Raw genomic sequence first — 26,247 nt, 5'->3', positions numbered from 1 at the left:
CAAGTTTTGGGGTTCTTTATATAGGTTTTAATAATAAATTAGCCTTGGCTAAATAGGCGTATGCTAGCCAAGACTAACATGGCAATTAAGCCCGCAAAGAATAGGTAGGCAGCTATGCCTAAACTTAGGTTAAGATTTTGGAAAACTGGATAAAAGAAATAAGCAAGCCCAAGTGTTAAGACAACTTCAGCCAAGGCAAGAAATAAGTTTAATTTCCGAGCCAGCCGGTGACGGAAAATGGCTAAGGGCATAAATAGAATAGGAATTAATAATAATCCTTGAGTAATTGGACGGACAAAAGGAAGGGATTGAACTTGAACCGTATAGCCTAGGAATTCTTGTATCCCGTGATAAAGTTGGGCCAGGTTTTGATAGTTAAGAATTAAGTCTTGGAGACTAGTATGGTTATTGACCAAGCGCGTCCAAGTACTGGTGTCATACCCATAAGCGCTGAGGGTATCAATTTTCTCCAAGAGAGGGGTAAGGTTTAGAAAATTCGGTAAAATGATTCCCAGAATAGTTACCATCGCTGCCAGAAACATGGCTATATTGAGTTTGCCTAGGCGGATAATTGATTGTTTGTCAGGGGCATAATGGGTGTGACGGTGACTGCGGGAGTTTGGCGAATCGGTTGGGTCATCCTCTAGGAAAAGAGCATCCTCTTCTGGGTATTCAGTCCTTGTTAAGTCAGGGTCATCATCATCATAATGATTCAAATGGACATGGGAATCATTAGCTGGAGCCATATTATTTGAATCGGTAAGGGGTCCTTTTATTTTAATGGTGTCTTGCAATGAATCGATTTGGCTTAAGTCATAGCCACACTGAGGACAATAATGGAAGTCCTCTTCCAATTTCAGGCCGCATTTAGGGCAATAAGTCATTCTGTCACCTCGTCTCTTACTTTTATTACCGTTATCATATCAAATTTCGTATTAAATAAGCAAAAATTCATAAAAAAGTCTACGATTTCTAGTTTTAAAGTTAATTTTTAGAAAATAAAGCAGGTGTCAGTAATTTTATAGACAATATTGACATTTATAATGCCGTTTTCTATAATGAAAATGGCAGGTGGAAAGGCTTACAAAAGACTGCCTATTAGCATTTATAATAGTTTTAATAAGCCTTAATAATAGAGAAGGGAGTTTAAATCAACTTATTAATTTCTGCCAGATTTATTATATTTTATTGCTCTTATTCTATTGATTATTGTAATTGTATGAAAGAGGTGCTTTTTATGAAAGGTTATTTACAACGAATTGGTCGGTCTTTGATGTTACCGGTCGCTGTACTACCATTAGCTGCCTTAATGTTAGGGATTGGCTACTGGATTGACCCTGCTGGTTGGGGGGGCGAAAATGTCATCGCAGCATTTTTAGTTAAAGCCGGGGGCTCTATCCTAGATAATATGGGTATTTTATTTGCAGTTGGGGTTGGGATTGGTATGACCAAGGAAAAAGATGGAGCTGCTGGTTTAGCTGCCTTGGTTTCTTTCCTTACGATGACAACTTTACTTAGTTCTGCTGCAGTTGCTCAGCTGAAATCAATTCCAGTGGAAGAAGTATCTGCTTCCTTTGCTAAGGTTGGAAATGGTAATGTCTTCTTCGGGCTCATTGCCGGTATCATTGCGGCAGAAACCTTCAATAAGTTTCATCGGACTAAGTTGCCAGAAGCCTTTGCTTTCTTCTCTGGCCGCCGTTTAGTCCCAATTTTAACTGGGATTTTCTCTTCCTTTGCTGCTTTGGTTCTTTTATTCTTATGGCCACTCGTTTTTGATGGTTTAACTTCCTTTGGTGAAGCTATTTCTTCAATGGGTTGGCTTGGAGCTGGTATCTATGCCTTCTTCAACCGTCTTTTAATTCCAACTGGTTTACACCATGCTTTAAACAATGTCTTCTGGTTTGACCTGATTGGTATTAATGACATTGGTAAGTTCTGGGCCAATGAAGGAACCAAAGGAATTACTGGGATGTATCAAGCTGGATTCTTCCCTGTCTTTATGTTTGGTTTGCCTGCAGCTTGTTATGCTATGTACCGGAAAGCTGCGCCTGAATACAAGAAACAAGTTATGTCTTTATTCTTAGCCGCTGGTGTGGCTGCCTTTGTGACTGGGGTAACTGAACCAATTGAATTTTCCTTCATGTTTGTGGCGCCAGTACTATACTTAGTCCATGCCGCCTTAACCGCAGTCTCTGTAGCTTTTGCCGCTTTAATGCATTGGACTGCAGGTTTCGCCTTCTCAGCTGGGGCAATCGACTTTCTCCTGTCATTAAAAGTGCCGATGGCTAATCATCCATGGATGCTGATCTTGCAAGGATTAGTCGTAGCCGTCTTATATTATCTGGTCTTTAGTTTTGTGATTGAGAAATTTGACCTTGCTACTCCAGGTCGTAAAGGTCCTGTTGGTGGGGCCGACCTAACTGAGTCAAATATTTCTGAACAAAGTGCTGGTTTAGCCGATACCAAAGAAGCCCGCCAAGCCTCTGTGATCCTTGAAGCCATTGGGAGTAAAGAAAATGTTGATGTGATCAATAATTGCTCTACCCGTTTACGTCTTCAAGTGAAAGATTCCAATTTAGTTGATAAAGAAAAAATCAAGGCAGCTGGTGCCATGGGTATCAATGTGATTGACAAAAACAATGTCCAAGTGATTATTGGTACCACGGTTCAACAAGTAGCAGATGCCATGGAAGATCTGGTAAAAATGTAATAGCTAAAAGAAGTATAGAAAAACTCTAGTAAGTAGTGGATGGTAGATTAACAAGCCCATGTTGAAAATTACTTATTAGAGTTTTTTACCTTTAACAAGCTTATTTTGACTTACATATGCTCAATTTTAAGGGAATAAAAAAGAATTTTATAAAAAAATTATTAATTTCTAGTGATTAGCTCTCTCATATTTTCTTGGCCCTGATTTGCTCAACCTAGCTAAAGCCTATTGCAAACCACTTTCTGTTATCAAGAATATGAAAACGTTCTCATAATGAGAGATTCATCACATTCTTAAGTCCAAGGAATTCACAGAGCTCTTGTTAATTCCGTAAAGGAAACGATTACAAAGGGGTGATATATTATAGACATCAAAGAGAGAACAGAAAGGAAGGATAATATGACAGAAAGACCTATTAGAGTTTTCTCCGAAATTGGTAAGTTGAAGAAAGTGGTTTTACACCGCCCTGGTAAAGAGTTGGAAAATTTAGTACCAGACTTTCTTCCGCGTTTACTCTTCGATGATATTCCATTCTTAGAGGATGCGCAAAAAGAACATGATGCATTTGCAGATGCATTACGTGAAAATGGGGTGGAAGTTCTTTATCTAGAACGTTTAGTTGCAGATGCAATTGACGCAGCTGATGTTAAAGAACAATTTGTAGATGAATGGTTAGCTGAAACAGGTGTTCAATCTGATGCTATGTTAAAAGCTTTAAAAGATCATTTATTAGCTATCCCTGACACCTTTGACATGGTGCTTAAGACAATGGAAGGTTTCCGTAAAACTGAAATGCCAGATGTGTCTGGTACTTCATTATCAGATAAATACGAAACAGACTATCCATTTATCGTAGATCCAATGCCAAACCTTTATTTCACGCGTGACCCATTTGCAACGATGGCTCATGGTGTAACTTTGAATCATATGTATTCAGAAACTCGTAACCGTGAAACCTTATATGGTAAATATATCTTCGACCACCATCCAGAATATGGTAATGGCGCAGTAGACCGCTTCTACAACCGTGAAGAAGCTACTCGGATCGAAGGTGGGGACGAATTAGTACTTTCTAAAGATGTTTTAGCAGTTGGTATTTCTCAACGGACTGATGCTCGTTCAATCGAAAAATTAGCTAACCGTCTATTCAAAGAAACTGGCTTCAAACGCATCTTAGCTTTCTTAATTGGTGAAAACCGTAAATTCATGCACTTGGATACCGTATTTACTATGGTTGACTATGATAAATTCACGATTCACCCAGAAATCGAAGGTGGCTTAAAAGTTTGGGATCTAACTCCTAACGAAGACGGCACTGTTAATATTGTAGAACGTGAAGACCAATTAGACGTTATCTTACAAGACGCTTTAGGTGTTGAAAAAGTTCACCTAATCCGTTGTGGTGGTGGCGACCCTGTTGCTGCAGCACGTGAACAATGGAATGATGGTTCTAATACCTTAACTATCGCTCCAGGTGTGGTTGTGGTTTATGACCGTAACACTGTAACCAATAAGGTCCTTGAAGAATATGGCTTGAAATTAATTAAATTACGTGGATCCGAATTGGTTCGCGGTCGTGGTGGCCCACGTTGTATGTCAATGCCATTATATCGTGAAGATATTTAATCAAATCTAATACTAGGAGAGTGACTATATGTTCCAAGGAAAAAACTTTTTAAAAGAAATCGACTTCAGTCGTGAAGAACTAGAATACCTAATTGATTTTTCCATCCATTTGAAAGATCTTAAAAAACGTGGTATTCCTCATGAATACATGAAAGGCCAAAACATTGCTTTGCTATTTGAAAAAACTTCAACTCGGACACGTTCTGCCTTCACTGTTGCTGCTAACGATTTAGGTGCTGCTCCAGAATTCTTAGGTGCTAACGATATCCAATTAGGTAAAAAAGAATCTGTTGAAGATACTGCTATCGTTTTAGGTTCAATGTTTGATGGTATTGAATTCCGTGGCTTTAGCCAACAAATGGCTGAAGACCTAGGTAAATATGCTGGTGTTCCAGTATGGAATGGTCTAACTGATGAATGGCATCCAACTCAAATGATTGCCGACTACATGACTTTGAAAGAAGAATTTGGTGAATTAGCTGGCCGTACTTTAGTATACTGTGGTGATGGCCGTAATAACGTAGCTAACTCCCTATTAGTTACTGGTGCGATCTTAGGCGTAAATGTAACCATTGCTTCACCTAAGAGCTTATTCCCAGATGAAAAATTAGTGAAAATGGCTGAAGAATATGCAGCTAAATCAGGTGCGAAAGTAACTGTGACAGATGATGCTGTTAAAGCGGTTGAAAATGCTGATGCTCTATATGCAGACGTATGGGTATCAATGGGTGAAGAAGACAAGTTCGAAGAACGGGTTAACTTATTGAAACCTTACCAAATTAATAAAGAACTTGTAAGCCATATTAAAGGTGATTACATCTTCTTACACTGCTTACCTGCTTTCCATGATACTGAAACAAAATATGGTAAAGATGTTGCTGAAAAATTTGGCGTAGAAGAAATGGAAGTTACGGACGAAGTATTCCGCAGCCCTCAAGCTCGTCAATTTGAACAAGCAGAAAACCGTATGCACTCAATCAAAGCCATCATGGCTGCTACAAATGGTAACTTGTTTATTCCTAAAGTATAAGTCTATACTCTCTCTCCCTTAAAATTTAATAAGTAAGTTAATCAAAAAACTGAATACCCATTTAGTTTGTGATTACGACCAACAGTGGCCAGGATTGTGCGGATGTAATGACAATTCTGGCTCTGTTTTCTTTATTTGATCAAAAATATATAAAAAAAGGAGTGTAAAAATGGAAGAGACTACAAAGAAAAAATTTAAAATGCCGAACTCATTTACAATTTTATTTATTCTTACCGCAATTGTGGCTGTATTGACTTGGATTATTCCAGCTGGTCAATACGATTTAGATGATGCAGGTAACTTTATTCAAGGAACCTACCATACGGTTGAATCTAATAAACAAGGGCTTTGGGACTTATTTGCTGCCCCTGCTTACGGGATGTTAGGTAAAGAAGGAACGGATGGTGCCATCCAAGTTGCCCTTTTCATCCTCTTCGTTGGTGGCTTCTTGGGTGTAGTTACTGAAACAGGTGCGATTGATGCAGGGATTGCCACCCTCATTAAACACCGGAAAGATTCCATGAATACCTTAATTTGGATCTTGATGGCTGTTTTTGCCCTTGGGGGAACTAGTTATGGTATGGCAGAAGAAACTATTGCCTTCTATCCAATCTTAATACCATTGATGGTATCTGTGGGTATGGATGCCTTAGTTGCAGTCGCCGTGGTTCTTGTTGGTTCTGGTTTAGGGGTACTTGCTTCTACGGTCAACCCATTTGCAACCGGGGTTGCGGCTGGTATGGCGGGTATTTCAGTTGCTGAAGGGATTGGTCTACGGTTAGTATTCTTAGTTGTGACTTATATTATGGGGGCTTACTTTGTCTCTAATTATGCTAAGAAAGTCCAAGCTGATCCAAAGAATTCCTTAATCTATGATCACTTAGAAGCTGATAAAGAAAAATTCAAAGTTAAAGAAGATATTCCTGAAATGTCTGGTAAACAAAAATCTGTCCTTTGGGTCTTCGCTTTAACCTTTGTAATTATGATTCTTGGTCTCATTCCTTGGGCCGATGTCTTGAAACTTGATCATACGATCTTTGATTCAATTCATGAAGGAATTTTAAATACGCCAGTCTTAGGTACTTTAGTTGGTAAGTCTTCCTTACCTTTAGGTCAATGGTACTTGACTGAAATTACCGTTCTATTCTTCATTATGTCAATCATTATCGCGGCTATTTACGGTATTAGCGAATCACGTTTTGTTGATGTCTTCATTGCAGGTATGGGTGACTTACTAACTGTTGCCTTGATCTGTGCCATCGCTCGTGGTATCCAAGTAGTAATGAATGATGGTTTAATTACCGCTACTGTTCTTCACTGGGGTGAAGTTGGCTTGAGTGGTTTATCTAAAGGTCTGTTCACGGTTATTACCTTCTTGTTCTACATCCCAATGTCATTCTTAATTCCATCTACTTCAGGTTTAGCTGCGGCTACCATGGGTATTATGGCTCCTCTAGGTGACTTTGCCGGTGTAGGTAAAGATATCGTTATTACTGCTTTTCAAACCGCTGCTGGTATCGTTAACTTAGTTACGCCAACTTCAGGTGTCGTTGTGGGTGCCTTAGCCATTGCTGGTATTGAGTTGGGTACTTGGTGGAAGTTTGTGGCTAAATTAATAGCTGCTGTCTTCGTAGTTTCAATCATTCTCTTAGTGATTGGTTCAATGTTCTAATCGGTGTATAATACGAATCACAATGGGAGCGGGCAAGAAGTAGAAGAATATTAGATTCCGCTTCTTGCTCGCTCTCATTCATTTAAAGGAGTTGATATAATCGTGGAATATACCTTGACAAGTAAGGTACAGTCTCAAGCAAAAGCAGTGTTAAAGGACTGGATTGCCGTACCATCTGTGTGTGATGAAACAGATGATAAAACACCATTTGGTCGTCATATTCAAGAAGCTTTGGAAATAGCTTTAGATACCTGTGAAGAATTAGGTTTTAAAACCTTTATCGATCCTCAAGGATACTATGGCTACGCTGAAATTGGTCAAGGGGAGGAATTACTTGCAATCCTTTGTCACTTAGATGTAGTACCTGCTGAAGATTTGGTTGAATGGACCCATAATCCTTTTGAAATGGTTGAAAGCGATGGGAAGTTATACGGTCGTGGAACCCAAGATGACAAAGGGCCTTCAGTGGCAGCCTTATATGGGGTTAAAGCCTTAATGGACCAAGGTTATGAGTTTAACAAACGGGTTCGGTTTATTTTCGGAACCGATGAAGAAACTTTATGGCGGTGCATGGCCCGTTATGGTGAAATTGAGGAACAAGCTACTTATGGCTTCGCCCCAGATTCAGCCTTTCCTTTAACCTATGCCGAAAAAGGCTTACTTCAAGCTTATCTGGTGGGACCTGGTTCTAATGATCTTACCCTCAATAATGACCGTGCTTTTAATGCTGTACCGGCCAAGGCCATGTATCAAGGCGATAAGATGGATGCGGTCAAAGCAGCCTTAGATCAATTAGGCTTTGAATATACGGAAGAAGCAAGACAAATTGTCGTTTTAGGAAAATCAGTCCATGCTAAGGATGCTTATGAAGGTACGAATGCGGTTATTCGTTTAGCCCTAGCTTTAGAAAAATTATTTCCAGAAAATCCTGCCTTTAAACTGATTAAAGATAAATTCTATGAAACAGGCTATGCCAAACCAATTTTTGGGGAAGTCGAAGATGAAATGTCAGGTCCTTTAACGGTTAATTTATCTAAATTAATTATTAATGAAGATGAAAGTCGAATTGGGCTCGATATTCGGATTCCAGTCACTGCTGATAAAGACCTACTAGTTGATCAATTAGCTAAAGCAGCTGCTGAATATGATTTCGAATATCAAGAATTTGACTATCTAAATTCACTTTATGTTCCCCTTGATAGTCCACTGGTAAATACTTTATTGGAAGTTTACCGTGATTTAACGGGTGATATGACTGAGCCTATTTCATCAGGCGGTGCAACTTTTGCTCGAACCATGCCAAATTGTGTGGCCTTCGGTGCTCAAACTAAGGGAGCGGCGGTTACGGAACATCAAATTGATGAATATATTTCAGTCGAAAATTTCTATGATGCTATGGAAATCTATGCCCATGCGGTCAAAGAATTAGCCAGTGACCCAGCTTAGTTACTTTAACTAAATAGAATCACTTATCTTGTGAGATTGTCCAATTGTAAAATAGACAATGTCTAGGTAAGCTGATAAAAAAAGAAAAAGGAGTGTATCTATGTCTAATCGTAAAATTGTTGTTGCTCTAGGTGGAAATGCCATTCTTACTGATAATCCAACGGCTCAAGCTCAAAAAGATGCCTTGAAACAAACTGCTGAATTCTTAGTAAAATTAATCCAAAATGGGGATGAATTAATTATCACTCATGGTAATGGTCCTCAAGTTGGTAACCTATTATTACAAAATATTGCAGCTGATTCAGAAAAGAACCCTGCTTTTGAATTAGATTCATTAGTGGCTATGACCGAAGGTTCAATCGGTTATTGGTTACAAAATGCTTTACAAAATGCTTTAAAAGACTTAAATATTGATAAATCTGTCGCTTCAGTCGTGACTCAAGTTATTGTAGATAAGAATGACCCAGCCTTCACTAACTTATCTAAACCAATCGGACCTTTCTATTCTGAAGAAGAAGCCAAAGCCGAAATGGAAAAATCTAATGCGACATTTAAAGAAGATGCTGGTCGTGGTTGGCGTAAAGTGGTGGCCTCACCAAAACCAGTTGGAATTAAAGAACTAGAAGTAATCCGTACTTTAGTTGACGCTGGCCACGTAGTCGTAGCCGGCGGTGGTGGCGGTGTGCCAGTTATTGAAGAAGACGGTAAATTAGTCGGGGTCGAAGCCGTAATTGATAAAGACTTCGCTTCTCAAAAATTAGCTGCTGACTTAGGCGCTGATATGTTCATCGTTCTAACTGGAGTTGATTATGTTTATGTAAACTTCAATAAACCAGACCAAGCTAAATTAGAAAAAGTTACTGTTGCAGAAATGAAAGAATATATGGGTCAAGATCAATTTGCCCCAGGTTCAATGCTACCTAAGGTTGAAGCAACCATTAAATTCGTAGAAGAAACTGACAATGGTCGTGCAGTAATTACTTCTTTAGAAAACTTAGAACAATTAATTGAATCAGATGCTGGAACAATCATTGAAAAGTAAAAATTAAAATGTTATAATCAAACACATAAATTTTTAAACACGGAAAGAGAGTAAGTTGAAAAACTTCGTTACTAGCAAGTTGGGATGATGGAAGCCAACACGATGATTTAACTGAACCGCACTTTCTAAGACAGATTGGGTGAACTTAAGTAGCCTGGTCCGGAGATATCTCCGTTAGCAAAGAGAGATGGACAGCGATGCCTGTTCAATTAGAGTGGTACCGTGTATTAGTAAATGTCTAATACGCCTCTAGGAGCAGAGCTTCTGGAGGCGTTTTTTATTTGAAAAGGAGAATCGAAAGTATGGAAGATAAACAAATCGTAGTTGCGGCTTTGAGCCCGCTTGTGGGTGAACATTTAGATGAAGAGAAAATTGCACAATTAATTGAAAAACCATCAAATGCTGAACATGGTGATTTAGCCTTTCCGGTTTTCCAATTGGCTAAGGCTTTCCGTAAAGCCCCGAATTTAATTGCCCAAGAATTAGTTGAAAAAATTGATGGTGCTCATTTTGACAAAGTTGAAGCAGTTGGACCATATATTAACTTCTTCTTAAACCGTAAAGAAAAATCAAATGAGATTATTTCTCAAGTTATCAAAGAAGACAGTCATTATGGTGAAGTTGACCTAGGTCATGGTGGCACTGTTGTACTTGATTATTCATCACCAAATATTGCTAAACCTATGTCAATGGGGCATTTACGGTCAACGGTTATTGGTAATTCGCTTGATCTAATGCATCAAAAGATGAATTATAAGACTGTATCAGTAAACCACTTAGGTGACTGGGGAACTCAGTTCGGTAAATTAATCGTAGCCTATAAGGGTTGGGGTGACGAAGCCACTGTCCGTAAAGATCCTGTGAATGAATTAGTAAAACTATATGTTGAATTTCATGAAAAATCTGAAGAAGATCCTTCTTTGGAAGATCAAGGTCGGGCTGCCTTTAAGAAATTAGAAGATGGCGACCCAGAAATGACTGAACTATGGACCTGGTTCAAAGATGAATCCATTAAAGAATTTGAAAAAGTCTATGACTTAATGGGGATTTCTTTTGACCATTATACCGGTGAATCCTTCTATAATGACAAGATGGAAGATAAGTTACAAATCTTGGCAGATAAGGGTATTTCAACCGTTGAAAATGGAGCAACCTTAGTTTATCTTGACGATGAAGAATTACCACCTGCTCTAGTAAAACGTTCTGATGGTGCTACCCTTTATATCACCCGGGATATTGCCACTGCCTACTACCGTAAAGAAACTTATAATTTCGTTAAGAGTTTATATATTGTGGGGAATGAACAAGCCAACCACTTTAGACAGTTAAAAGCAATCCTTAAACGGATGGGTAACGATTGGTCCGATGATATGGTTCATATTGCTTTTGGTTTAATTACTTTGGAAGGTAAGAAATTATCAACCCGTAAAGGTAAAATTGTCTTACTAGAAGCCGTAATGAATGAAGCCATGGAATTAGCCTTAGAACAAATTGAAGCTAAGAATCCTGACCTAGAAAACAAAGAAGAAGTGGCTAGACAAGTTGGGGTCGGTGCGGTTATTTTCCACGATTTGAAATCAGACCGGATGAACTCCTTTGACTTTAAATTATCTGAAGTCGTTCAATTTGAGGGTGAAACAGGTCCTTATGTTCAATATACTTATGCGCGGGCTAAATCCTTACTTGAAAAATATGGTAAGGAATTAAAGGCAGATGAAATCTATGAATTGACCGATGAATATGCCTGGGCAGTCATTAAGAAATTAGCTGAATATAGTGATACTTTAGTGGCCGCCACTGAAAAATATGAACCTTCTATGATTGCCCGTTATGTCATTCAATTAGCTCAAGCCTTTAACAAATACTATGGAAATGTACGTCTATTAAATGATGATGATCAATTAGCAGCACGGATGGCATTAGTTAAAGCAACTTCAATTGTCTTAAAAGATGGTTTAAGTTTATTAGGTGTAGAAGCACCAGAAAACATGTAATTAAAATTATTAAAATAAATGAGACCCTAGTTCTGCTAGGGTCTCATTTATTTTAATAAAAAATTGTGCTAGAATGGGAAGTGTGAATACCCTTACTTAGTATTAAAAAGGGTGAATGTAACTGTTAATGGCAGGGAAAGAAGGGTTGCCAATGAATCGTGAATTAGAGTCATATATTGAAGAATTGGAACATCACGAATTTTTTAAATGTTTTTCAACAGAAGAGTTAAATTATTTTAAATCGAATGTCGTTATTCATCAATACCGTAAAGGACAAATTCTTTTCTTCCAGGAAGATCCTAAAATGTTTTCCTATTATTTACTTAAAGGCTTAATCAAATTAGAGACCACCAATTCATCGGGAGACTATACCTATGTTGATTATGTTCAGGAACATAATTACTTCCCTTACTCAGAGTCACTTGACCGGCAGAATTATGGCTATACAGCCTATGCCCGGACCGATGTTGACTTAATGATGATCTCAAATAATATTATGACAGAAATTATGACTTCAAATGTGGATTTATTAATTTATATGTTTAAAAAATTGTCAAATATTTCAGTCTTCTTAGAGAAACGAATTCAAATGGGATCCACCCCATCAGCTTCTGACCGAGTCGTCCAGGCGCTTGCTATTTGGATGTATGATATGGGTGTCACCCAAAAAGACAAAATGGTGATTTTGCATCCCCTGACCATTAATGAGTTAGCTCAGGTAGCGGGGACTACCCGTGAAACAGCGGGGAAGGTGGTCAAGCAGATCCATAAGGAAGGGTTGATTAATTTTACCCGTCAGGGTATTTATTACCTGAAGCCAGATTATTTTAATAATCTCATGTTCAATTAAATTATTTTAAATAATTATAATTTTGATAGATATTTAATCAGACCAATCAAAATAACTAGACCGGCCTTTCTGTGAGTAATTAAGGTCTTGATTTTGATTAGCCTTTTCCTTAGTTTCTTGGGCCGATTGGATTAAAGCTAAATCAGAAAGGAAAACAATGATTACTGCAATCGTATTTGATGTGGATGATACCTTATATGACTTACAAAGTCCTTTTAAAGAGGCTATCAGCAAGAATTTTCCATCAATAAATGGGCAAAAGACGGAAGTGATGTTTGATACATATCGCTATTATTCAGACCTTGCTTTTCACCAAGCTTATCAAGAAAATTGGTCTCAATTTGACTATGACCACTATCGGCTAGGACACATGTTGGCTCATTTCACCGATATCGACTTAAGAGCTGACCAAACTCGGGCCTTTAAGGCAGACTACCAAGCTGCTTTAGGTCGGATTCGCTTGTTTCCATATATGCAACAGCTACTGGAGCTTTTGCTAGAGACAAATTTTCCGCGTGCTGTGCTTACTAACGGTGAGGTAGACCACCAGTCCTTAAAGATTAAGGGCTTAGCCTTGGAGAAGTATTTCGATAGCCAACACCTCTTAATCAGTGGTTCCACCCCTTACCACAAACCAGACCCCCGTTTGTTCAACTTAGCGAGCCAGATTTGGGACTTTGAACCAAGTCAAACGCTCTATATCGGTGACGCTTATGTTAATGATATGATGGGGGCCGCCAAAGCAGGCTGGCAGACACTTTGGTTTAACCACCGAAGACGTCCGCTGCCACCTCATCAGGGTCCTATTCATAACTTTGAATGTGAGACAGATGAAGAGGTATTGAATTGGGTTAACCACCATGTTTTAGAGGCTTAAAAGCCAAACTTTTTGAGTAAATTTGTAAGCTTGCTTGCTTGAGATTGAAATGGAAGCAAGGTTGGCTTAAAATAAGATGTATAAACAAAATATTTTGAGGAGGTCCTCTATGAAATTCTTCTTGGATACTGCAAATATTGATGAAATTAAACGGATTGTTGACTTAGGTTTGGTCGATGGCGTGACAACTAACCCCACAATTATTTCGCGTGAGGGGCGTGATTTTGAAGAAGTCATTAAAGAAATTTGTGACTTGGTGCCTGGACCGGTTTCAGCCGAAGTGATTGGCTTAGAAGCGGATCAAATGGTGGAAGAAGCACGGAAGTTAGCTCAATGGGCTGACAATGTTGTGGTGAAAATTCCGATGACTGAAGAAGGTTTGAAGGCCGTTCATATCTTGTCACAAGAAGGTATTAAAACTAATGTGACTTTAATCTTTAGTGTGACCCAAGCTTTACTTGCCATGAAAGCTGGAGCAACTTATATCAGCCCGTTTGTGGGAAGATTGGAAGATATTGGCACCGATGCTTATCAATTGATTGCGGATTTACGACAAATCATTGATTTTTATGGTTTTGACACTGAAATTATTGCGGCAAGTATTCGGACAGCACCTCATTTACAAGAAGTGGCCCGTTGCGGTGCCCATATTGCTACCATTCCTGGCAGTCTCTTCCCGAAACTTTGGTCACATCCTTTGACTGATAATGGGATTAAGGACTTTTTAAAGGATTGGGAAGCTTTCCAAAATCGTTAGGAGGAAGTATATGTTTACAAAAGAAGACCAACTGGCAGTGAGCACCTTGCGTGCTTTGAGTATTGACCAAATTGAAGCAGCGAATTCAGGTCACCCTGGGTTACCCCTTGGAGCTGCACCGATGGCTTATAGTTTGTGGACCCGCCATCTGAATGTTAATCCTAAAGCCTCAAACTGGCCTAACCGTGATCGCTTTGTCTTATCAGCGGGTCATGGCTCTGCCCTGCTTTATTCATTACTACATTTGTCTGGTTTTGACGTTTCAATCAATGATTTAAAAGATTTTCGCCAATTGGGTTCCAAGACACCCGGTCACCCTGAGGTGGGACATACAGATGGAGTCGAAGTGATTACGGGTCCTTTGGGCCAAGGTTTAGCCCAAGCTGTGGGTCTAGCTATGGCCGAAACGCATACGGCGGCCTTGTATAATACGCCAGACTTTCCAATGATTGACCATTATACTTATACCCTGGTAGGAGATGGTGATTTAATGGAGGGGATTTCTTATGAAGCGGCTTCCTTAGCAGGACGTCAAGCCCTTGATAAGTTAATCGTCCTCTATGACTCAAATGATATCTCCTTAGATGGCGACCTGAACCTAGCTTTTAATGAAGATATTCAAGGACGCTTTGAAGCCATGCACTGGCATTATCAAAAAGTTACGGATGGCAATGACTTACAAGCTATTTCTGATGCGATTCAAGCGGCTAAAGATCATAAGGGACAACCATCTATAATTGAAATTAAGACGGTCATCGGCTTTGGCTCACCTAAGCAAGGGACTTCAGCCGTCCATGGTTCGCCTCTCGGTGCCGATGCCTGGGCCCAAACCCGTCAAGCTTATGGCTATGACCAAGCTGAATTTACCGTCCCTGAAGTGAGTCAAGCACAATTTGACCAACATGTCCTTGAACGGGGGCAAAAAGCCTACCAAGCATGGCAAGACCTTTATGAAGCCTACCAAAAAGCTGAGCCTGAAAAAGCTAAACTCTTTGATTTAGCGTTCAAGGGCGACCTTCCTAAAGATTATGACGCCCACTTAACGTATCAAGCTCAAGGTGAAAAAGATATGGCTAGCCGGGCTTCTTCTGGCAAGGCTATCCAAGCCTTAGCCCAAGGCATCCCATACTTATGGGGTGGCTCAGCTGACTTATCAGGCTCTAACAAGACCATGATCGATGCTTCGGGTGATTTTATGCCAGAAGCACGTGACCAACGGAATATTTGGTTTGGGGTCCGTGAATTTGCTATGGGTGCAATATTAAACGGGATTACCCTCCATGGCGGTAGCCGAGTATTTGGAGGTACCTTCTTCGTCTTCTCTGACTATTTACGGGCGGCGATTCGCTTAGCAGCTTTAGGGTCAACGCCTTCAATCTTTGTCTTGACCCATGATTCCATCGCAGTAGGGGAAGATGGCCCAACCCACGAACCTGTTGAACATTTGGCAGCCTTTAGAGCCATGCCTAACCTCAACGTTCTCCGCCCAGCTGATTCCAATGAAACCTTTGCGGCTTGGAAAATTGCCTTAGAAAGTAAAGACCGTCCAAGCTTATTAGTTTTATCACGTCAAAACTTGCCATTACTTCCAGTAGAGGCTCAAGTCTTAGAAGAGGGTGTGCGTCGTGGAGCTTATGTAGTCTCTGCTCAAGCGGGAGACCAAGCCCAAGGTATTCTAATTGCTTCTGGGTCTGAAGTTTCCTTAGCCATCGAAGCCCAAGCTATGTTAAAAGCTGCCGGCCATGATGTGGCGGTTGTATCGATGCCAGCTCAAAATATCTTTGACCAACAAGATGAAGAGTATAAAGAATCTATCTTACCGGATGGCGTTCGTAAACGGATGGCCATTGAGATGGGAGCAAGTAGCGCTTGGTATAAATATGTCGGTCTAGATGGTAAGGTCTTAGGAATTGACCAATTTGGTGCTTCTGGTAAAGGGGATGCAGTGGTTGCTTCTTATGGCTTTACGGCAGATAATATCGTATCTGAATATTTAGCTCAGTTTGATAATTAAAAATTAAATGATGTCTCTAGGAAAGGAAATAAAAATGAAAATTGCAATTGGATCTGATCATGGTGGTTACTCTTTGAAGGAAATGATTAAAGAACATTTACAAAGTCAAGGACATGAACTTTTAGATGTAGGAACTCATAGTTTGGATTCAGTGGATTTCCCTGACTATTCTGCCCAAGTTTGTCAAAAACTTGATGTCCAAGAGGCTGAACTGGGAATTTTAATTTGTGGTACAGGAATTGGTATGTCCATTGCTGCTAACAAGCATAAAGGTATCCGGGCCGCATTGGTTCATGATGTGTATTCAGCCAAAATGACCCGAGCTCATAACAATTCAAATGTTCTTTGCATGGGGGCACGGGTGATTGGTGATGAATTGGCCAAGATGATTGTTGATACATGGCTTTCGACAGACTTCGAAGGGGGACGTCACCAACGACGTTTAGATAAATTAGAAGGAGAATCTTGTTAGGGATTGGACTCTTTTTCCCCGATCCACAAGGAAAGGAAAAGAATGAAAGATAATATTCGTATAGTGTTTGCTAAGGGTGACCAATTGTTTGAACCGAGTCGAAGAATTCGGCAAGAGGTTTTTGTGGGAGAACAAGAAATCCCTGAGGATGAAGAATTTGATGGTCTTGATGGGGACGATACTTATTATGTTGTGGCTTTTGATGGTCTAAATCCAGTGGCAACCATCCGTTATGTCCCTGAACCTGGTCCAGATTTCCGGATCTCTCGGATTGCCACTTTAAAACCTTACCGTAACCAAGGTATTGCAGCCCTTTGTTTAGCAAAGATGGAAGACTTTGCCCAAAGCCAAGCTTATCATCATTTCATCATTCATTCGGACCTGCGTGCACTAGGCTTTTATAAGAGTCAAGGTTACCAAGAATGTTCAGACCATTATTTTGAAGATGGGATTGAATGTGTAACAGTTGATAAAACAATTAAATAAAATTAAAAAGGAATCGGTGGGGCGCCGATTCCTTTTTTGTATCTATATCCTTTAGGAGGATAACTTATTTATATTGGCCGGGTTTTTCTGCGTAACCATAATATGCATTGGTCATAATTTCTTGCATATCTTTAATCATTGGCAGGCGTGGATTAGCTGGAGAACATTGGTCTTCATAAGCTAGATAAGCAATTTCTTCCAAGCTGTCCATAAAGTCTTTTTCTTTGATGCCTTGAGCTTTGAAGTTCATCTCAATTCCAACACGTTCACCTAAGTCATAAACTGCTTGGGCCAAATTAATTACAGCTTCTTCTGGGGTATCTGCTTTAAGTCCGACTAGTTTAGCAATATCTTGGTATTTTTCATTAGCTTTCCAATAATTGTATTTAGGCCAAGTAGCAGTTTTAGCAGGTTTAGTCCCATTGTAACGGATAACATATGGTAAAAGAATTGCATTGGTCCGACCATGGACAGTATGGTGGAAAGCACCAATTTTATGGGCCATAGAATGGGACATGCCGAGGAAGGCATTGGCAAAGGCCATACCAGCCATGGTAGAAGCATTATGCATTTTTTCACGGGCAGCAAAGCTATTTCCAGCAACTGATTCCTCTAGGTTTTCAAAAACCATTTTAATAGCTTGTAGGGCTAAACCATCTGTATAATCATTGGCTAAGGTAGAAGTGTAGGCTTCAATGGCATGGGTTAGCACATCCATCCCGGTATCAGCGGTAACAAAGTCAGGCACGGTCATAACTAAATCAGGGTCAATAATCGCAATAGTTGGAGTTAGAGAATAGTCTGCTAATGGGTATTTGCGTTGGTTTTTCTTATCTGAGATGACCGCAAATGGGGTTACTTCAGATCCGGTACCTGAGGTTGTAGGAATCCCGATGTATTTAGCTTTTTCACCGAGTTCTGGAAATTTGAAGGCACGTTTACGGATATCCATGAATTTTTGAACTAAGTCACGGAAGTCGATTTGTGGTTGTTCATAGAAGAGCCACATTACCTTAGCCGCATCCATAACAGACCCACCGCCAAGAGCGATAATGGTATCCGGTTGGAAACCTTTGACAATTTCAGCCCCTCGGCGCACAGTTGAGATATCTGGGTCTGGTTCAACGTCAGAGAAAAGTTGGATGGTTACTTGATTTGACCGTGCTTGCAATTGGTCAATTACCTTATTGACCAAACCGAGTTTCATCATGGAAGGGTCTGTGACAATCATTACTTTTTCAACGCCCTTCATAGTTGATAAATATTGGATGGCGTTGCGTTCAAAATATATTTTAGAAGGCACTTTAAACCATTGCATATTATTTCTCCGCTTTCCTAATTTTTTGATATTTAAGAGGTTAACTGCTGATACATTATCGCCAACAGAGTTGTGACCATATGAACCACAACCGAGGGTTAATGAAGGGATAAAGGCATTATAAACGTCTCCGATACCACCGAATGAAGTAGGGGCATTCCAGATCACTCGAATGGCTTTAACAGCGACACCAAAATCTTTGGCCAGTTGATCGTCGTTGGTGTGGATACAAGCGGAGTGCCCTAAACCATTAAATTCAACCATGGCTTTGGCTTTAGCAATCCCATCTGCTTGAGTATCAGCTTTAAGGACTGCAATCACTGGTGAAAGTTTTTCGCGGGTGAGGGGTTCGGCTTCACCGACTTGACTCACTTCAGCGGCAAGAATATTCGTATCTTCGGGAACGGTAAAGCCAGCTTCTTTAGCAATCCAAGTGGCAGGTTTACCAACAACATCTGAATTTAATTTAGCTTCACCACAATTTTTGGACTTAGCCTTAGCGCCAAACATGAATTCTTCTAAGAGGGCTTTTTCTTTCTTATTAACAAAGTAAGTATGGTAAGACTTAAATTCTTTAACGAAATCATCATAAATTTCATGATCTATAATTACTGCTTGTTCAGAAGCACAAACCATCCCATTATCAAATGACTTAGACATAACAATATCATGAGCAGCTTGACGGATGTCAGCAGACTTTTCAACATAAGCAGGTACGTTACCAGCACCAACCCCTAAGGCTGGTTTTCCGCAAGAATAAGCTGCTTTCACCATAGCGTTCCCACCGGTAGCTAGGATGGTAGCGACACCCTCATGATTCATTAAAGCGTTGGTGGCATCCATGGATGGTTCATGAATCCATTGGATACAGTTTTCAGGTGCACCGGCTGCGACTGCAGCTTCATAGACAACTTGGGCTGCATGGGCAGAAGATTCTTGGGCAGCAGGGTGGAAGCCAAAGATAATTGGGTTACGGGTTTTTAAACAAATTAAGGCTTTAAAAATTGCAGTTGAAGTTGGGTTAGTCGTAGGAGTTAAAGCAGCGACAACTCCCACAGGTTCAGCGATGAGGGTTAATCCTGTTGCCTTATTTTCATTGATGACGCCCACTGTTTTCTGGCCCCGCATATGATTGACCACATGTTCACAGGCGAATAAGTTCTTAGTGGCCTTATCTTCAAAAACACCACGACCGGTTTCCTCTACAGCATGTTTTGCGAGCACACCATGTTGGTCTAGGGCAGCTACAGAAGCTTTAGCAACAATATAATCTACTTGTTCTTGATTAAGTAAGCGGAATTGGTCTAGAGCGATGAGCGCTTTTTGGACCAAGTTATCCACTTGAACTTCAACATTATTTTCTTCTTTGACTAAGGTTTGTTCTACCATAATAATCCTCCTAAATTTTTAATTTTCAGCAACTTTGTGATTTGTTTTACAAAGTAATCATACAAGAAAAACAAGCATATGTAAAGTTAAAAGTGAATAATATCACAAATAATTTTTAATTAATTTTATTGAAAACGCTTTTAAAACAAAGGGATTTTATATTGAAAGCTTTTATTTAGAATACTTTGTGACTAATATAACTAATTAATTATTGCGAGAAATTCCCACAGATACTTTTATCTTATTGTGTTTTTGAATGGCAAATTGTTTTTATTACTAATCCTTGAAACAGATCATTAGGAAGGAATAAGCAGGGTAAGATCAGGTTGGATAATTTCCTGATCAGGTGTCAAGGTCACAGGCTTGTCCAAGACTTAGTACTTATGTATGCAAAAGTGAGACTTAGGACTTGGCTAAATTTCTTTGTTACTATGTTTCCCAGTGTGAAGTTGGGTGGAGTAATTATGGATATAATTAAGGGACTGTATCAAAGCTAAGCTTGATACAGTCCCTATAGTTTATTTAGTAATGAATAATTCTCTGGTGATTTGGGGAATCTTGTGCACGGTCGGTCTTTACTACATATTTTATAATCAGAAGTGATTGGATCCGAAAAGATACTGGCTGACTAGAATCTATACTTTTGGATCAAAGGGGGAATAATTGGTTGTAAGAGTAAAAAGAAAATAAGATTACCTATACCATGATAAGCGTCAAATAAGACACCATTGAAGTAGTAGACCCAAAAATGCTGAATCCCATAGAAAGGTGCTTGGATAAGGGAAATAATTAAACCATATAAAAAACCAATCGCTATCATATAAAAAGCCTGGATAAGGTAGCCTTCTCTTTTTAAAAATGGTGCAAATAGTTTAGAAATCAGGATTAAAATACAATAGGCGGTTATTTGGGCCAAGGTCCAGGGTCCAAAACCTAGGAAAAGATTCGATATAACAATGGTTAAACTTGCGATTAAGATACTATCTTTTGCGGAGAGGTACCAGCAAACAAAAATAAGTAAGACAGTCACTGGTTGAACATTTGGTAGAGGGGCTAATAAGAGGCGTAAAATGAAACAAAGCGCCGCCATGAGAGCATCCCAAATAAGGCGGCGTAAATATTTTCTATCGGCTAACATTTAGAAGTCCCAATCGTCCGTCAGATCCCAAACGATACGATCATTATCTTTTACGATGATCTCTTTAGCACCTTTTTGACTCATTTGATCATTAATAATCAATTTCCAGTAACGGCCTTTATTTTGTCCTTGATTTGCCATAAGTCCATCGATGCCTTCAACCAAACCTTCTTTTGCTTGAATGGTGTAATTATCATGCATCACAGACAAAAGGTCCATGCCAGGATCGAATTGAACTTCTTTGTTTGACTCTTTTTGATCTTCGCCTTGGACTTTAATCTCAATTACTGCTGTTTCATGTTGACCTGTTTCGGAGACTGAATTATTAAGTTTAGGGCTGCAAGCAAATAAGAAAATTAGGGAAAGGGATAAGAGAGAAAATTTATACAGATTATTTTTCATATTTAATCCTCAATTCTTTATCTTTTTATTTTTGTGAGAATTCGGGTTGACCTAGGCGTGGGCAATACAAACACATTCAGGTGCATTTGTATTTTCACTGATTAAGTTTAACCGCCCACTTTGGGTATCACGACTGAATAAAACTAGGTTATCTGAATCTTGATGACCAACTAATAAATATGCTTCACTTTCGTCGATGATAAAGTCACGTGGGATTTGACCATGGCTATCAATGGTTTGGACTAAGTTAAGGTGACCTTGGTCATCCACAGCAAAGACTGAAAGGATATTATGGAAACGTGTTGAGGTATAAAGGAAGCGACCATCTGAGCTAATTCGAATTGCAGCGCCATCTGCTCGGTCAACTTTTTCATTAAAATTAGGATAATCAGCTTCAATTTCTAGATTACCCACTGAGTCAATCCTAACTTCCAAGGTATGGTTATTTAACTCACCGATAATATAGGCCCTGTTTAGGTCTGGATGAAAGGCAATGTGCCGGGGCCCCATACCGGCAGGGGTGATTAATTCAGATTGTACAGATAAGGACCCATCGGTTTTAACTTGGTAGACATATACTTTGTCACTACCTAAGTCGCAGACATAGAGAAGGTCTTCATTTTGATTAAAACCAGTAAAATGGATATGAGATTGGTTTTGGTTAGGGTGGACACTCGAACCATGATGTTGAATCCGTTGGGCTAGGCGAACTTGTTTATTGGAATCAAGTTGATAAATATCAATTGAAGCCTCATGATAGTTTGATACATAAATCGTTTGCGATGCTTGGCGGAAAGTAATATGACAACCCGTTGCACCAGAAGCATAGGCTTCAGAAACTTTACGCCAAGAGCTATTCTGCTTCTCAAAAACCACTAAACCGCCTTGATCATCTTTTTTATTAAGGGCAAAGAGTAGGTCTTTAGTGGAATTTAATGCGACAAAAGTTGAACTATTTAGGTTAGCAATTAATTGAGTTTGACTCAAACTTTGGTCAGCTGGATTGAATTGGATTTCGCTAATTCCTTTATTTAAGCGTTTAGTATAACCACCTAAAATATAAGTCTGCATGATAAGTCTTCCTTTCTTCCTTAAGTTCATTGTAACAAGATTGTTATCGAATTAAAAGTTTTAATTTAATGGCCAACTTTAGCAAAAAAATAGTTTTTTATTATCAGGAGTGTTATATTTAAAGGGAGCGCCCCAACGAGTGGGGTTGATAACAATCTAGGAGGATGATTTATGGAAAAAGCACAAATTGGTGTCATTGGTATGGCCGTTATGGGCAAAAATCTAGCTTTAAATATTGAAAGTCGAGGCTACCGGGTAGGGATTTTTAATCGGACTGGGTCTAAGACTGAAGCGGTTGTGAAAGAAAATCCTGATAAGAATCTACTTCCTTCTTATACAATTGAAGATTTTGTTGCATCTTTGGAAAAACCACGCCGCGTCTTAATTATGGTTAAGGCAGGGGCAGGAACCGATGCTGTAATTCAACAATTACTACCACTCTTAGAAAAAGATGATGTTATGGTTGACTGTGGGAATACCTTCTATAAAGATACCATTCGGCGGGCCCAAGAATTAGATGGTTCTGGCATTCATTTTATGGGCATGGGCGTTTCCGGTGGTGAAGAAGGTGCCTTGCATGGACCATCCTTAATGCCAGGGGGACCTAAAGATGCTTATGATATTTTAAAACCTATTTTAGAAGAAATTGCAGCTAAGGCACCTTCTGATAATAGTCCTTGTGTGACTTATGTTGGGGAAAATGGGGCCGGTCATTATGTCAAAATGGTTCACAATGGGATTGAATATGGAGACATGCAATTAATTGCTGAATCTTATGATTTGATGCGCCGCTATTTAAACTTATCTATTGAGGAAATTAAAAATTACTTTACTGAATGGAATCAAGGTGAACTAGATTCTTACTTGATTGAAATTACCTCCGAAATTCTAGGTCAAAAAGATCCTGAAACTGAGACGCCAATGGTTGATGTGATTATGGATAAGGCCGGAAATAAAGGTACTGGTAAATGGACTAGCCAGTCAGCCCTAGATCTAGGAGTTCCATTGCCAACTATTACGGAATCAGTATTTTCCCGTTTTATTTCGGCTTTGAAGGATGACCGCTTAGAAGCCAGTCAAGTTTTGACTGGACCTAAACCTGAACCAGTGACGGATGCTGAAGCCTTTGTTGAAGATATTCGTCAAGCTCTATATTTTTCTAAGATTATGTCTTATGCCCAAGGCTTTGTTCAAATGGCACATGCTGCTAAAGAAATGGATTGGAAGTTAGACTACAAGGAAATTTCAGCAATTTGGCGGGGCGGTTGTATTATTCGCGCACAATTCTTAGAAAAAATTATGGCTGCCTACGAAAAGAATGGCACCCTTTCAAATATTCTTTTGGATGATTACTTTAAAGAAATCGTTATTAATTACCAAAGTGCAGCGCGTAAGGTAGTGGCTCGCGCTGTCCAAGCCGGTCTTCCTGTGCCTGGTTTTGCTGCATCGCTAGCTTATTATGATAGTCTACGGACACCAGTTTTACCGGCTAATTTAATCCAAGCCCAACGGGATTACTTCGGTGCCCATACCTACCAACGGATTGATAAGGAAGGGACTTATCATTATTTATGGACTCAGGGTCAAGAAGAGAATTGGTCTGAATAAGATAGGTTAAGGTAGGGGAAAATATAAAAGACCTGGAGTTTAAGTCCGCTTAAACTCCAGGTCAATTATTATATAAAAAATCCTATCCACAGGAGTCCCGAGATAGGCTAAACGAATATTTCACACATGCTCATGAAATACCCTATATATTGAATAAGTATTTGAATGCTCTTAGGTCATATTTGCTTAGTTCGGGTAACTAGTCACGCATGGTATCGTTTGAATGCTAGTCGTTTTAAGAGCTTCAAATAAAATAATACTATTTGATATCCTTCACAATTTGCTTAACTATAGGATTTGAAAGGCTATATTTAACATTGGTACCAGCGCGTTCAGCGTCAACAATGTTACCAGCTTTTAATTTAGCTAGTTGTTGTGAAACTGTAGGTTGAGGTAACTCAACCGCATCAACGATTGCTCCCACCGTCATATGGTCAGCGTCACTGAGTAATTTAACAATGGTCAAACGAATCGGATGACCCAGTAACTTAAAAATTTGTACTAACTCATGTTCGTGTTGCATGTTTATTTCTTGCCCCCATTCTTTTATAAAAACTATAACCCGATTATATCATTTTTTAGTAAAATGTGAAGCTATATGCAACTGATTTTTATGTAAAAAAATCTAAATATCCTTTTAAATTGTGAATAATTTATGAACATTTTTGATGAAAATTATTAACATTTTATAAAATTGATAATCATCGGCTCTACTTTTTTATTAAGTAGACAAGTCATTATAACGGACAATATTTGGAATAGCAAGCAATATATTTTAAAAGTTGAATTAAATTGATTAAATTGTACTTATATAGAAAAGGAGAGATAGTATGATGAAAATTTCAATCTTTTTCGCACCGGGTTTTGAAGAAATTGAAGCTTTGACCCCGGCAGATGTCTTAAGACGGGCTGGTTTTGAAGTTGATTTGCTTGGCTTGGAACCTGTAGTAGAAGGGGCTCATCAAATTAAAGTTACCATGGACAAAGTTCTGGATCAGGTTATTGATGGGTATGACCTAATTGTATTACCAGGTGGCATGCCAGGAGCAGATAATCTCCGCAAAAATCATTTTGTGATTGAATCTATCAAGAAGCAAGCAAATTCAGGAAAAAAAGTAGCAGCTATTTGTGCAGCCCCTATTGTTTTAGAAGCGGCAGGCTTATTAGAAGACCGGAACTTTACCAATTATCCTGGTTTTGAAGAACAGATTAGTCATGGTACTTATCTTGATGATCGTTTGTTTGTAGTTGATGGCAATATTACTACCTCAAAAGGACCAGGGACTGCTTTAGAATTTTCATATCAATTAGTTGATAGTTTGGGCGGAGATGCACAAACTTTGAAAGAGGATATGCAATATAATTTTCTTCAAGAAATAATTAGAAAAAAATAAGAAAATATTAGCTATTTCCTAAAATTATAAGTAAAAGATCATGTATCAAGATGAGCTTTTCTTTTTTGAAAATAGGCTTATAATAAGAGTTAAAAACGAAGTAGGATAGGTGAATAAGAGGTATGCAAAAGGCAGAATTTATCAAAGAATGGCAGCGAGTGGTAATCAAGATTGGGACAAATTCAATTATGAATGATTATAAGTCCATTGATTTAAGAAAAATGGACCGCTTGGCCTATGTTTGCACTGCTTTGATCCAGTCAGGAATTGAAGTGGTTTTGGTATCCTCAGGTTCTATCGGGGTGGGCGCACGAGTGCTTAATCTTGATTCATACCCTAGTCAAGTATCTGAGCTTCAAGCAGTGGCTGCCGTCGGCCAAGTCCGTCTAATGGAGCACTATAATCGGTTTTTTCAATATTATGGTCAGCACATTGCTCAAGTCTTATTAACCCGTGATATTATTGATAATGATAATTCACATCGGAATGTGGTTGGCACCTTAAATCACCTTTTAAGACGGGGAATTGTTCCAATTATCAATGAAAATGATGTGGTATCCGATGATGAAATCAATCATTTAACTAAATTTGGCGATAATGATACCTTATCTTCAATTGTTGCCCAAATTATTGATGCTGATTTATTACTCTTATTATCAGATGTTTCGGCGCTCTATGATAGTAATCCTAAGACGAATGACCAAGCTAAACCGATTCCCTTTGTCTCTGAAATTAGTCCAACTATCGAGGCTATGGCAGATGGGAAAGGATCAGCGTTTGCTAAGGGCGGGATGGCGACTAAATTAACCGCAGCGAAACGGATGTTGGCGATAAATAAGAGCATGATTATTGCTTCGAGTCAAAATCCGGATGATATTTTTGATATTTTGCAGGGGCAGTCGATTGGAACTTTGTTTAGCCAATCAAATTTAAGAAATTAAGGAGTAATCA

General features: G+C 39.1%; 21 protein-coding genes and 1 pseudogene. 16 read left to right on the top strand and 6 right to left on the bottom strand.

Going from position 1 to position 26,247, the window contains the following annotated elements:
• Positions 1-38: 38 nt before the first annotated feature.
• Positions 39-884 carry a zinc ribbon domain-containing protein gene (locus tag HMPREF9257_RS01540; protein WP_006417697.1) on the bottom strand — a complete coding sequence of 282 codons (846 nt, stop codon included), beginning with the start codon at positions 882-884 and terminating at the stop codon, positions 39-41.
• Between the two features lie 353 nt (positions 885-1,237).
• On the opposite strand from HMPREF9257_RS01540, the pseudogene nagE reads away from it, so the two are divergent.
• The 13 genes and pseudogenes from nagE to HMPREF9257_RS01475 all read left to right on the top strand — a co-directional run.
• Positions 1,238-2,698: pseudogene (nagE, locus tag HMPREF9257_RS01535) on the top strand (N-acetylglucosamine-specific PTS transporter subunit IIBC); the annotation flags it as partial.
• A gap of 411 nt (positions 2,699-3,109) precedes the next feature.
• On the top strand, positions 3,110-4,336 hold the full coding sequence (arcA, locus tag HMPREF9257_RS01530) for an arginine deiminase (RefSeq protein WP_006417681.1): 1,227 nt from the start codon (positions 3,110-3,112) through the stop codon (positions 4,334-4,336).
• A 28-nt stretch (positions 4,337-4,364) separates the two neighbouring features.
• A complete protein-coding gene (gene argF / locus HMPREF9257_RS01525) occupies positions 4,365-5,366 on the top strand; it encodes an ornithine carbamoyltransferase (RefSeq protein WP_006417710.1) in 1,002 nt (333 codons plus the stop codon).
• Between the two features lie 169 nt (positions 5,367-5,535).
• A complete protein-coding gene (locus HMPREF9257_RS01520) occupies positions 5,536-7,038 on the top strand; it encodes a YfcC family protein (protein WP_006417712.1) in 1,503 nt (500 codons plus the stop codon).
• A 102-nt stretch (positions 7,039-7,140) separates the two neighbouring features.
• Positions 7,141-8,484, top strand: coding sequence for a M20 family metallopeptidase (locus HMPREF9257_RS01515; protein WP_006417674.1), 1,344 nt, complete (start codon positions 7,141-7,143; stop codon positions 8,482-8,484).
• A gap of 100 nt (positions 8,485-8,584) precedes the next feature.
• Positions 8,585-9,526, top strand: coding sequence for a carbamate kinase (gene arcC / locus HMPREF9257_RS01510; protein ID WP_006417663.1), 942 nt, complete (start codon positions 8,585-8,587; stop codon positions 9,524-9,526).
• Positions 9,527-9,828: 302 nt separating this feature from the next.
• On the top strand, positions 9,829-11,520 hold the full coding sequence (gene argS / locus HMPREF9257_RS01505) for an arginine--tRNA ligase (protein ID WP_006417666.1): 1,692 nt from the start codon (positions 9,829-9,831) through the stop codon (positions 11,518-11,520).
• A gap of 151 nt (positions 11,521-11,671) precedes the next feature.
• Positions 11,672-12,370: a Crp/Fnr family transcriptional regulator gene (locus HMPREF9257_RS01500; RefSeq protein WP_040466626.1), complete on the top strand. Its 699-nt coding sequence runs from the start codon at positions 11,672-11,674 to the stop codon at positions 12,368-12,370.
• 157 nt (positions 12,371-12,527) lie between these two features.
• Positions 12,528-13,247, top strand: a complete 720-nt coding sequence (locus HMPREF9257_RS01495) for an HAD family hydrolase (RefSeq protein WP_006417703.1) — start codon at positions 12,528-12,530, stop codon at positions 13,245-13,247.
• Positions 13,248-13,356: 109 nt separating this feature from the next.
• The gene (fsa, locus tag HMPREF9257_RS01490) at positions 13,357-14,004 is read left to right on the top strand and encodes a fructose-6-phosphate aldolase (protein ID WP_006417672.1); all 648 of its coding nucleotides are present in this window, start codon (positions 13,357-13,359) and stop codon (positions 14,002-14,004) included.
• A 10-nt stretch (positions 14,005-14,014) separates the two neighbouring features.
• Complete coding sequence (gene tkt / locus HMPREF9257_RS01485; RefSeq protein WP_006417698.1) at positions 14,015-16,018, top strand: transketolase; 2,004 nt, start codon at positions 14,015-14,017, stop codon at positions 16,016-16,018.
• A gap of 34 nt (positions 16,019-16,052) precedes the next feature.
• The gene (gene rpiB, locus HMPREF9257_RS01480; RefSeq protein ID WP_006417675.1) at positions 16,053-16,490 is read left to right on the top strand and encodes a ribose 5-phosphate isomerase B; all 438 of its coding nucleotides are present in this window, start codon (positions 16,053-16,055) and stop codon (positions 16,488-16,490) included.
• Positions 16,491-16,532: 42 nt separating this feature from the next.
• Positions 16,533-16,976 (top strand): GNAT family N-acetyltransferase, encoded by a 444-nt coding sequence (locus tag HMPREF9257_RS01475; RefSeq protein ID WP_006417716.1) that lies wholly within the window; start codon positions 16,533-16,535, stop codon positions 16,974-16,976.
• Between the two features lie 64 nt (positions 16,977-17,040).
• Here HMPREF9257_RS01475 and adhE read toward each other — a convergent pair whose 3' ends face one another.
• The 4 genes from adhE to HMPREF9257_RS01455 form a co-directional block, all read right to left on the bottom strand.
• Entirely contained in the window at positions 17,041-19,683 is a 2,643-nt protein-coding gene (gene adhE, locus HMPREF9257_RS01470) for a bifunctional acetaldehyde-CoA/alcohol dehydrogenase (RefSeq protein WP_006417682.1), read from the bottom strand.
• A gap of 628 nt (positions 19,684-20,311) precedes the next feature.
• Positions 20,312-20,821 carry an ECF transporter S component gene (locus HMPREF9257_RS01465; protein ID WP_006417688.1) on the bottom strand — a complete coding sequence of 170 codons (510 nt, stop codon included), beginning with the start codon at positions 20,819-20,821 and terminating at the stop codon, positions 20,312-20,314.
• Positions 20,822-21,223 (bottom strand): DUF4430 domain-containing protein, encoded by a 402-nt coding sequence (locus HMPREF9257_RS01460; protein ID WP_006417667.1) that lies wholly within the window; start codon positions 21,221-21,223, stop codon positions 20,822-20,824.
• Positions 21,224-21,274: 51 nt separating this feature from the next.
• Positions 21,275-22,294, bottom strand: coding sequence for a lactonase family protein (locus tag HMPREF9257_RS01455; protein WP_006417668.1), 1,020 nt, complete (start codon positions 22,292-22,294; stop codon positions 21,275-21,277).
• A 171-nt stretch (positions 22,295-22,465) separates the two neighbouring features.
• Here HMPREF9257_RS01455 and gndA point away from each other — a divergent pair, with 171 nt between their 5' ends.
• A complete protein-coding gene (gene gndA, locus HMPREF9257_RS01450; protein WP_006417707.1) occupies positions 22,466-23,902 on the top strand; it encodes an NADP-dependent phosphogluconate dehydrogenase in 1,437 nt (478 codons plus the stop codon).
• A gap of 259 nt (positions 23,903-24,161) precedes the next feature.
• On the opposite strand, the gene HMPREF9257_RS01445 is transcribed toward gndA, so the two are convergent.
• Complete coding sequence (locus tag HMPREF9257_RS01445; protein ID WP_006417713.1) at positions 24,162-24,425, bottom strand: ArsR/SmtB family transcription factor; 264 nt, start codon at positions 24,423-24,425, stop codon at positions 24,162-24,164.
• 307 nt (positions 24,426-24,732) lie between these two features.
• On the opposite strand from HMPREF9257_RS01445, the gene HMPREF9257_RS01440 reads away from it, so the two are divergent.
• A complete protein-coding gene (locus HMPREF9257_RS01440; protein ID WP_006417673.1) occupies positions 24,733-25,296 on the top strand; it encodes a DJ-1 family glyoxalase III in 564 nt (187 codons plus the stop codon).
• Between the two features lie 122 nt (positions 25,297-25,418).
• Positions 25,419-26,237, top strand: coding sequence for a glutamate 5-kinase (gene proB, locus HMPREF9257_RS01435; RefSeq protein ID WP_006417686.1), 819 nt, complete (start codon positions 25,419-25,421; stop codon positions 26,235-26,237).
• Positions 26,238-26,247 lie beyond the last annotated feature (10 nt).

The sequence above is a fragment of the Eremococcus coleocola ACS-139-V-Col8 genome (assembly GCF_000183205.1).
Lineage (GTDB): Bacteria > Bacillota > Bacilli > Lactobacillales > Aerococcaceae > Eremococcus > Eremococcus coleocola.
Note: the sequence above shows the minus strand (reverse complement) of the source record. Positions and strands in the feature narration are given on the sequence as shown.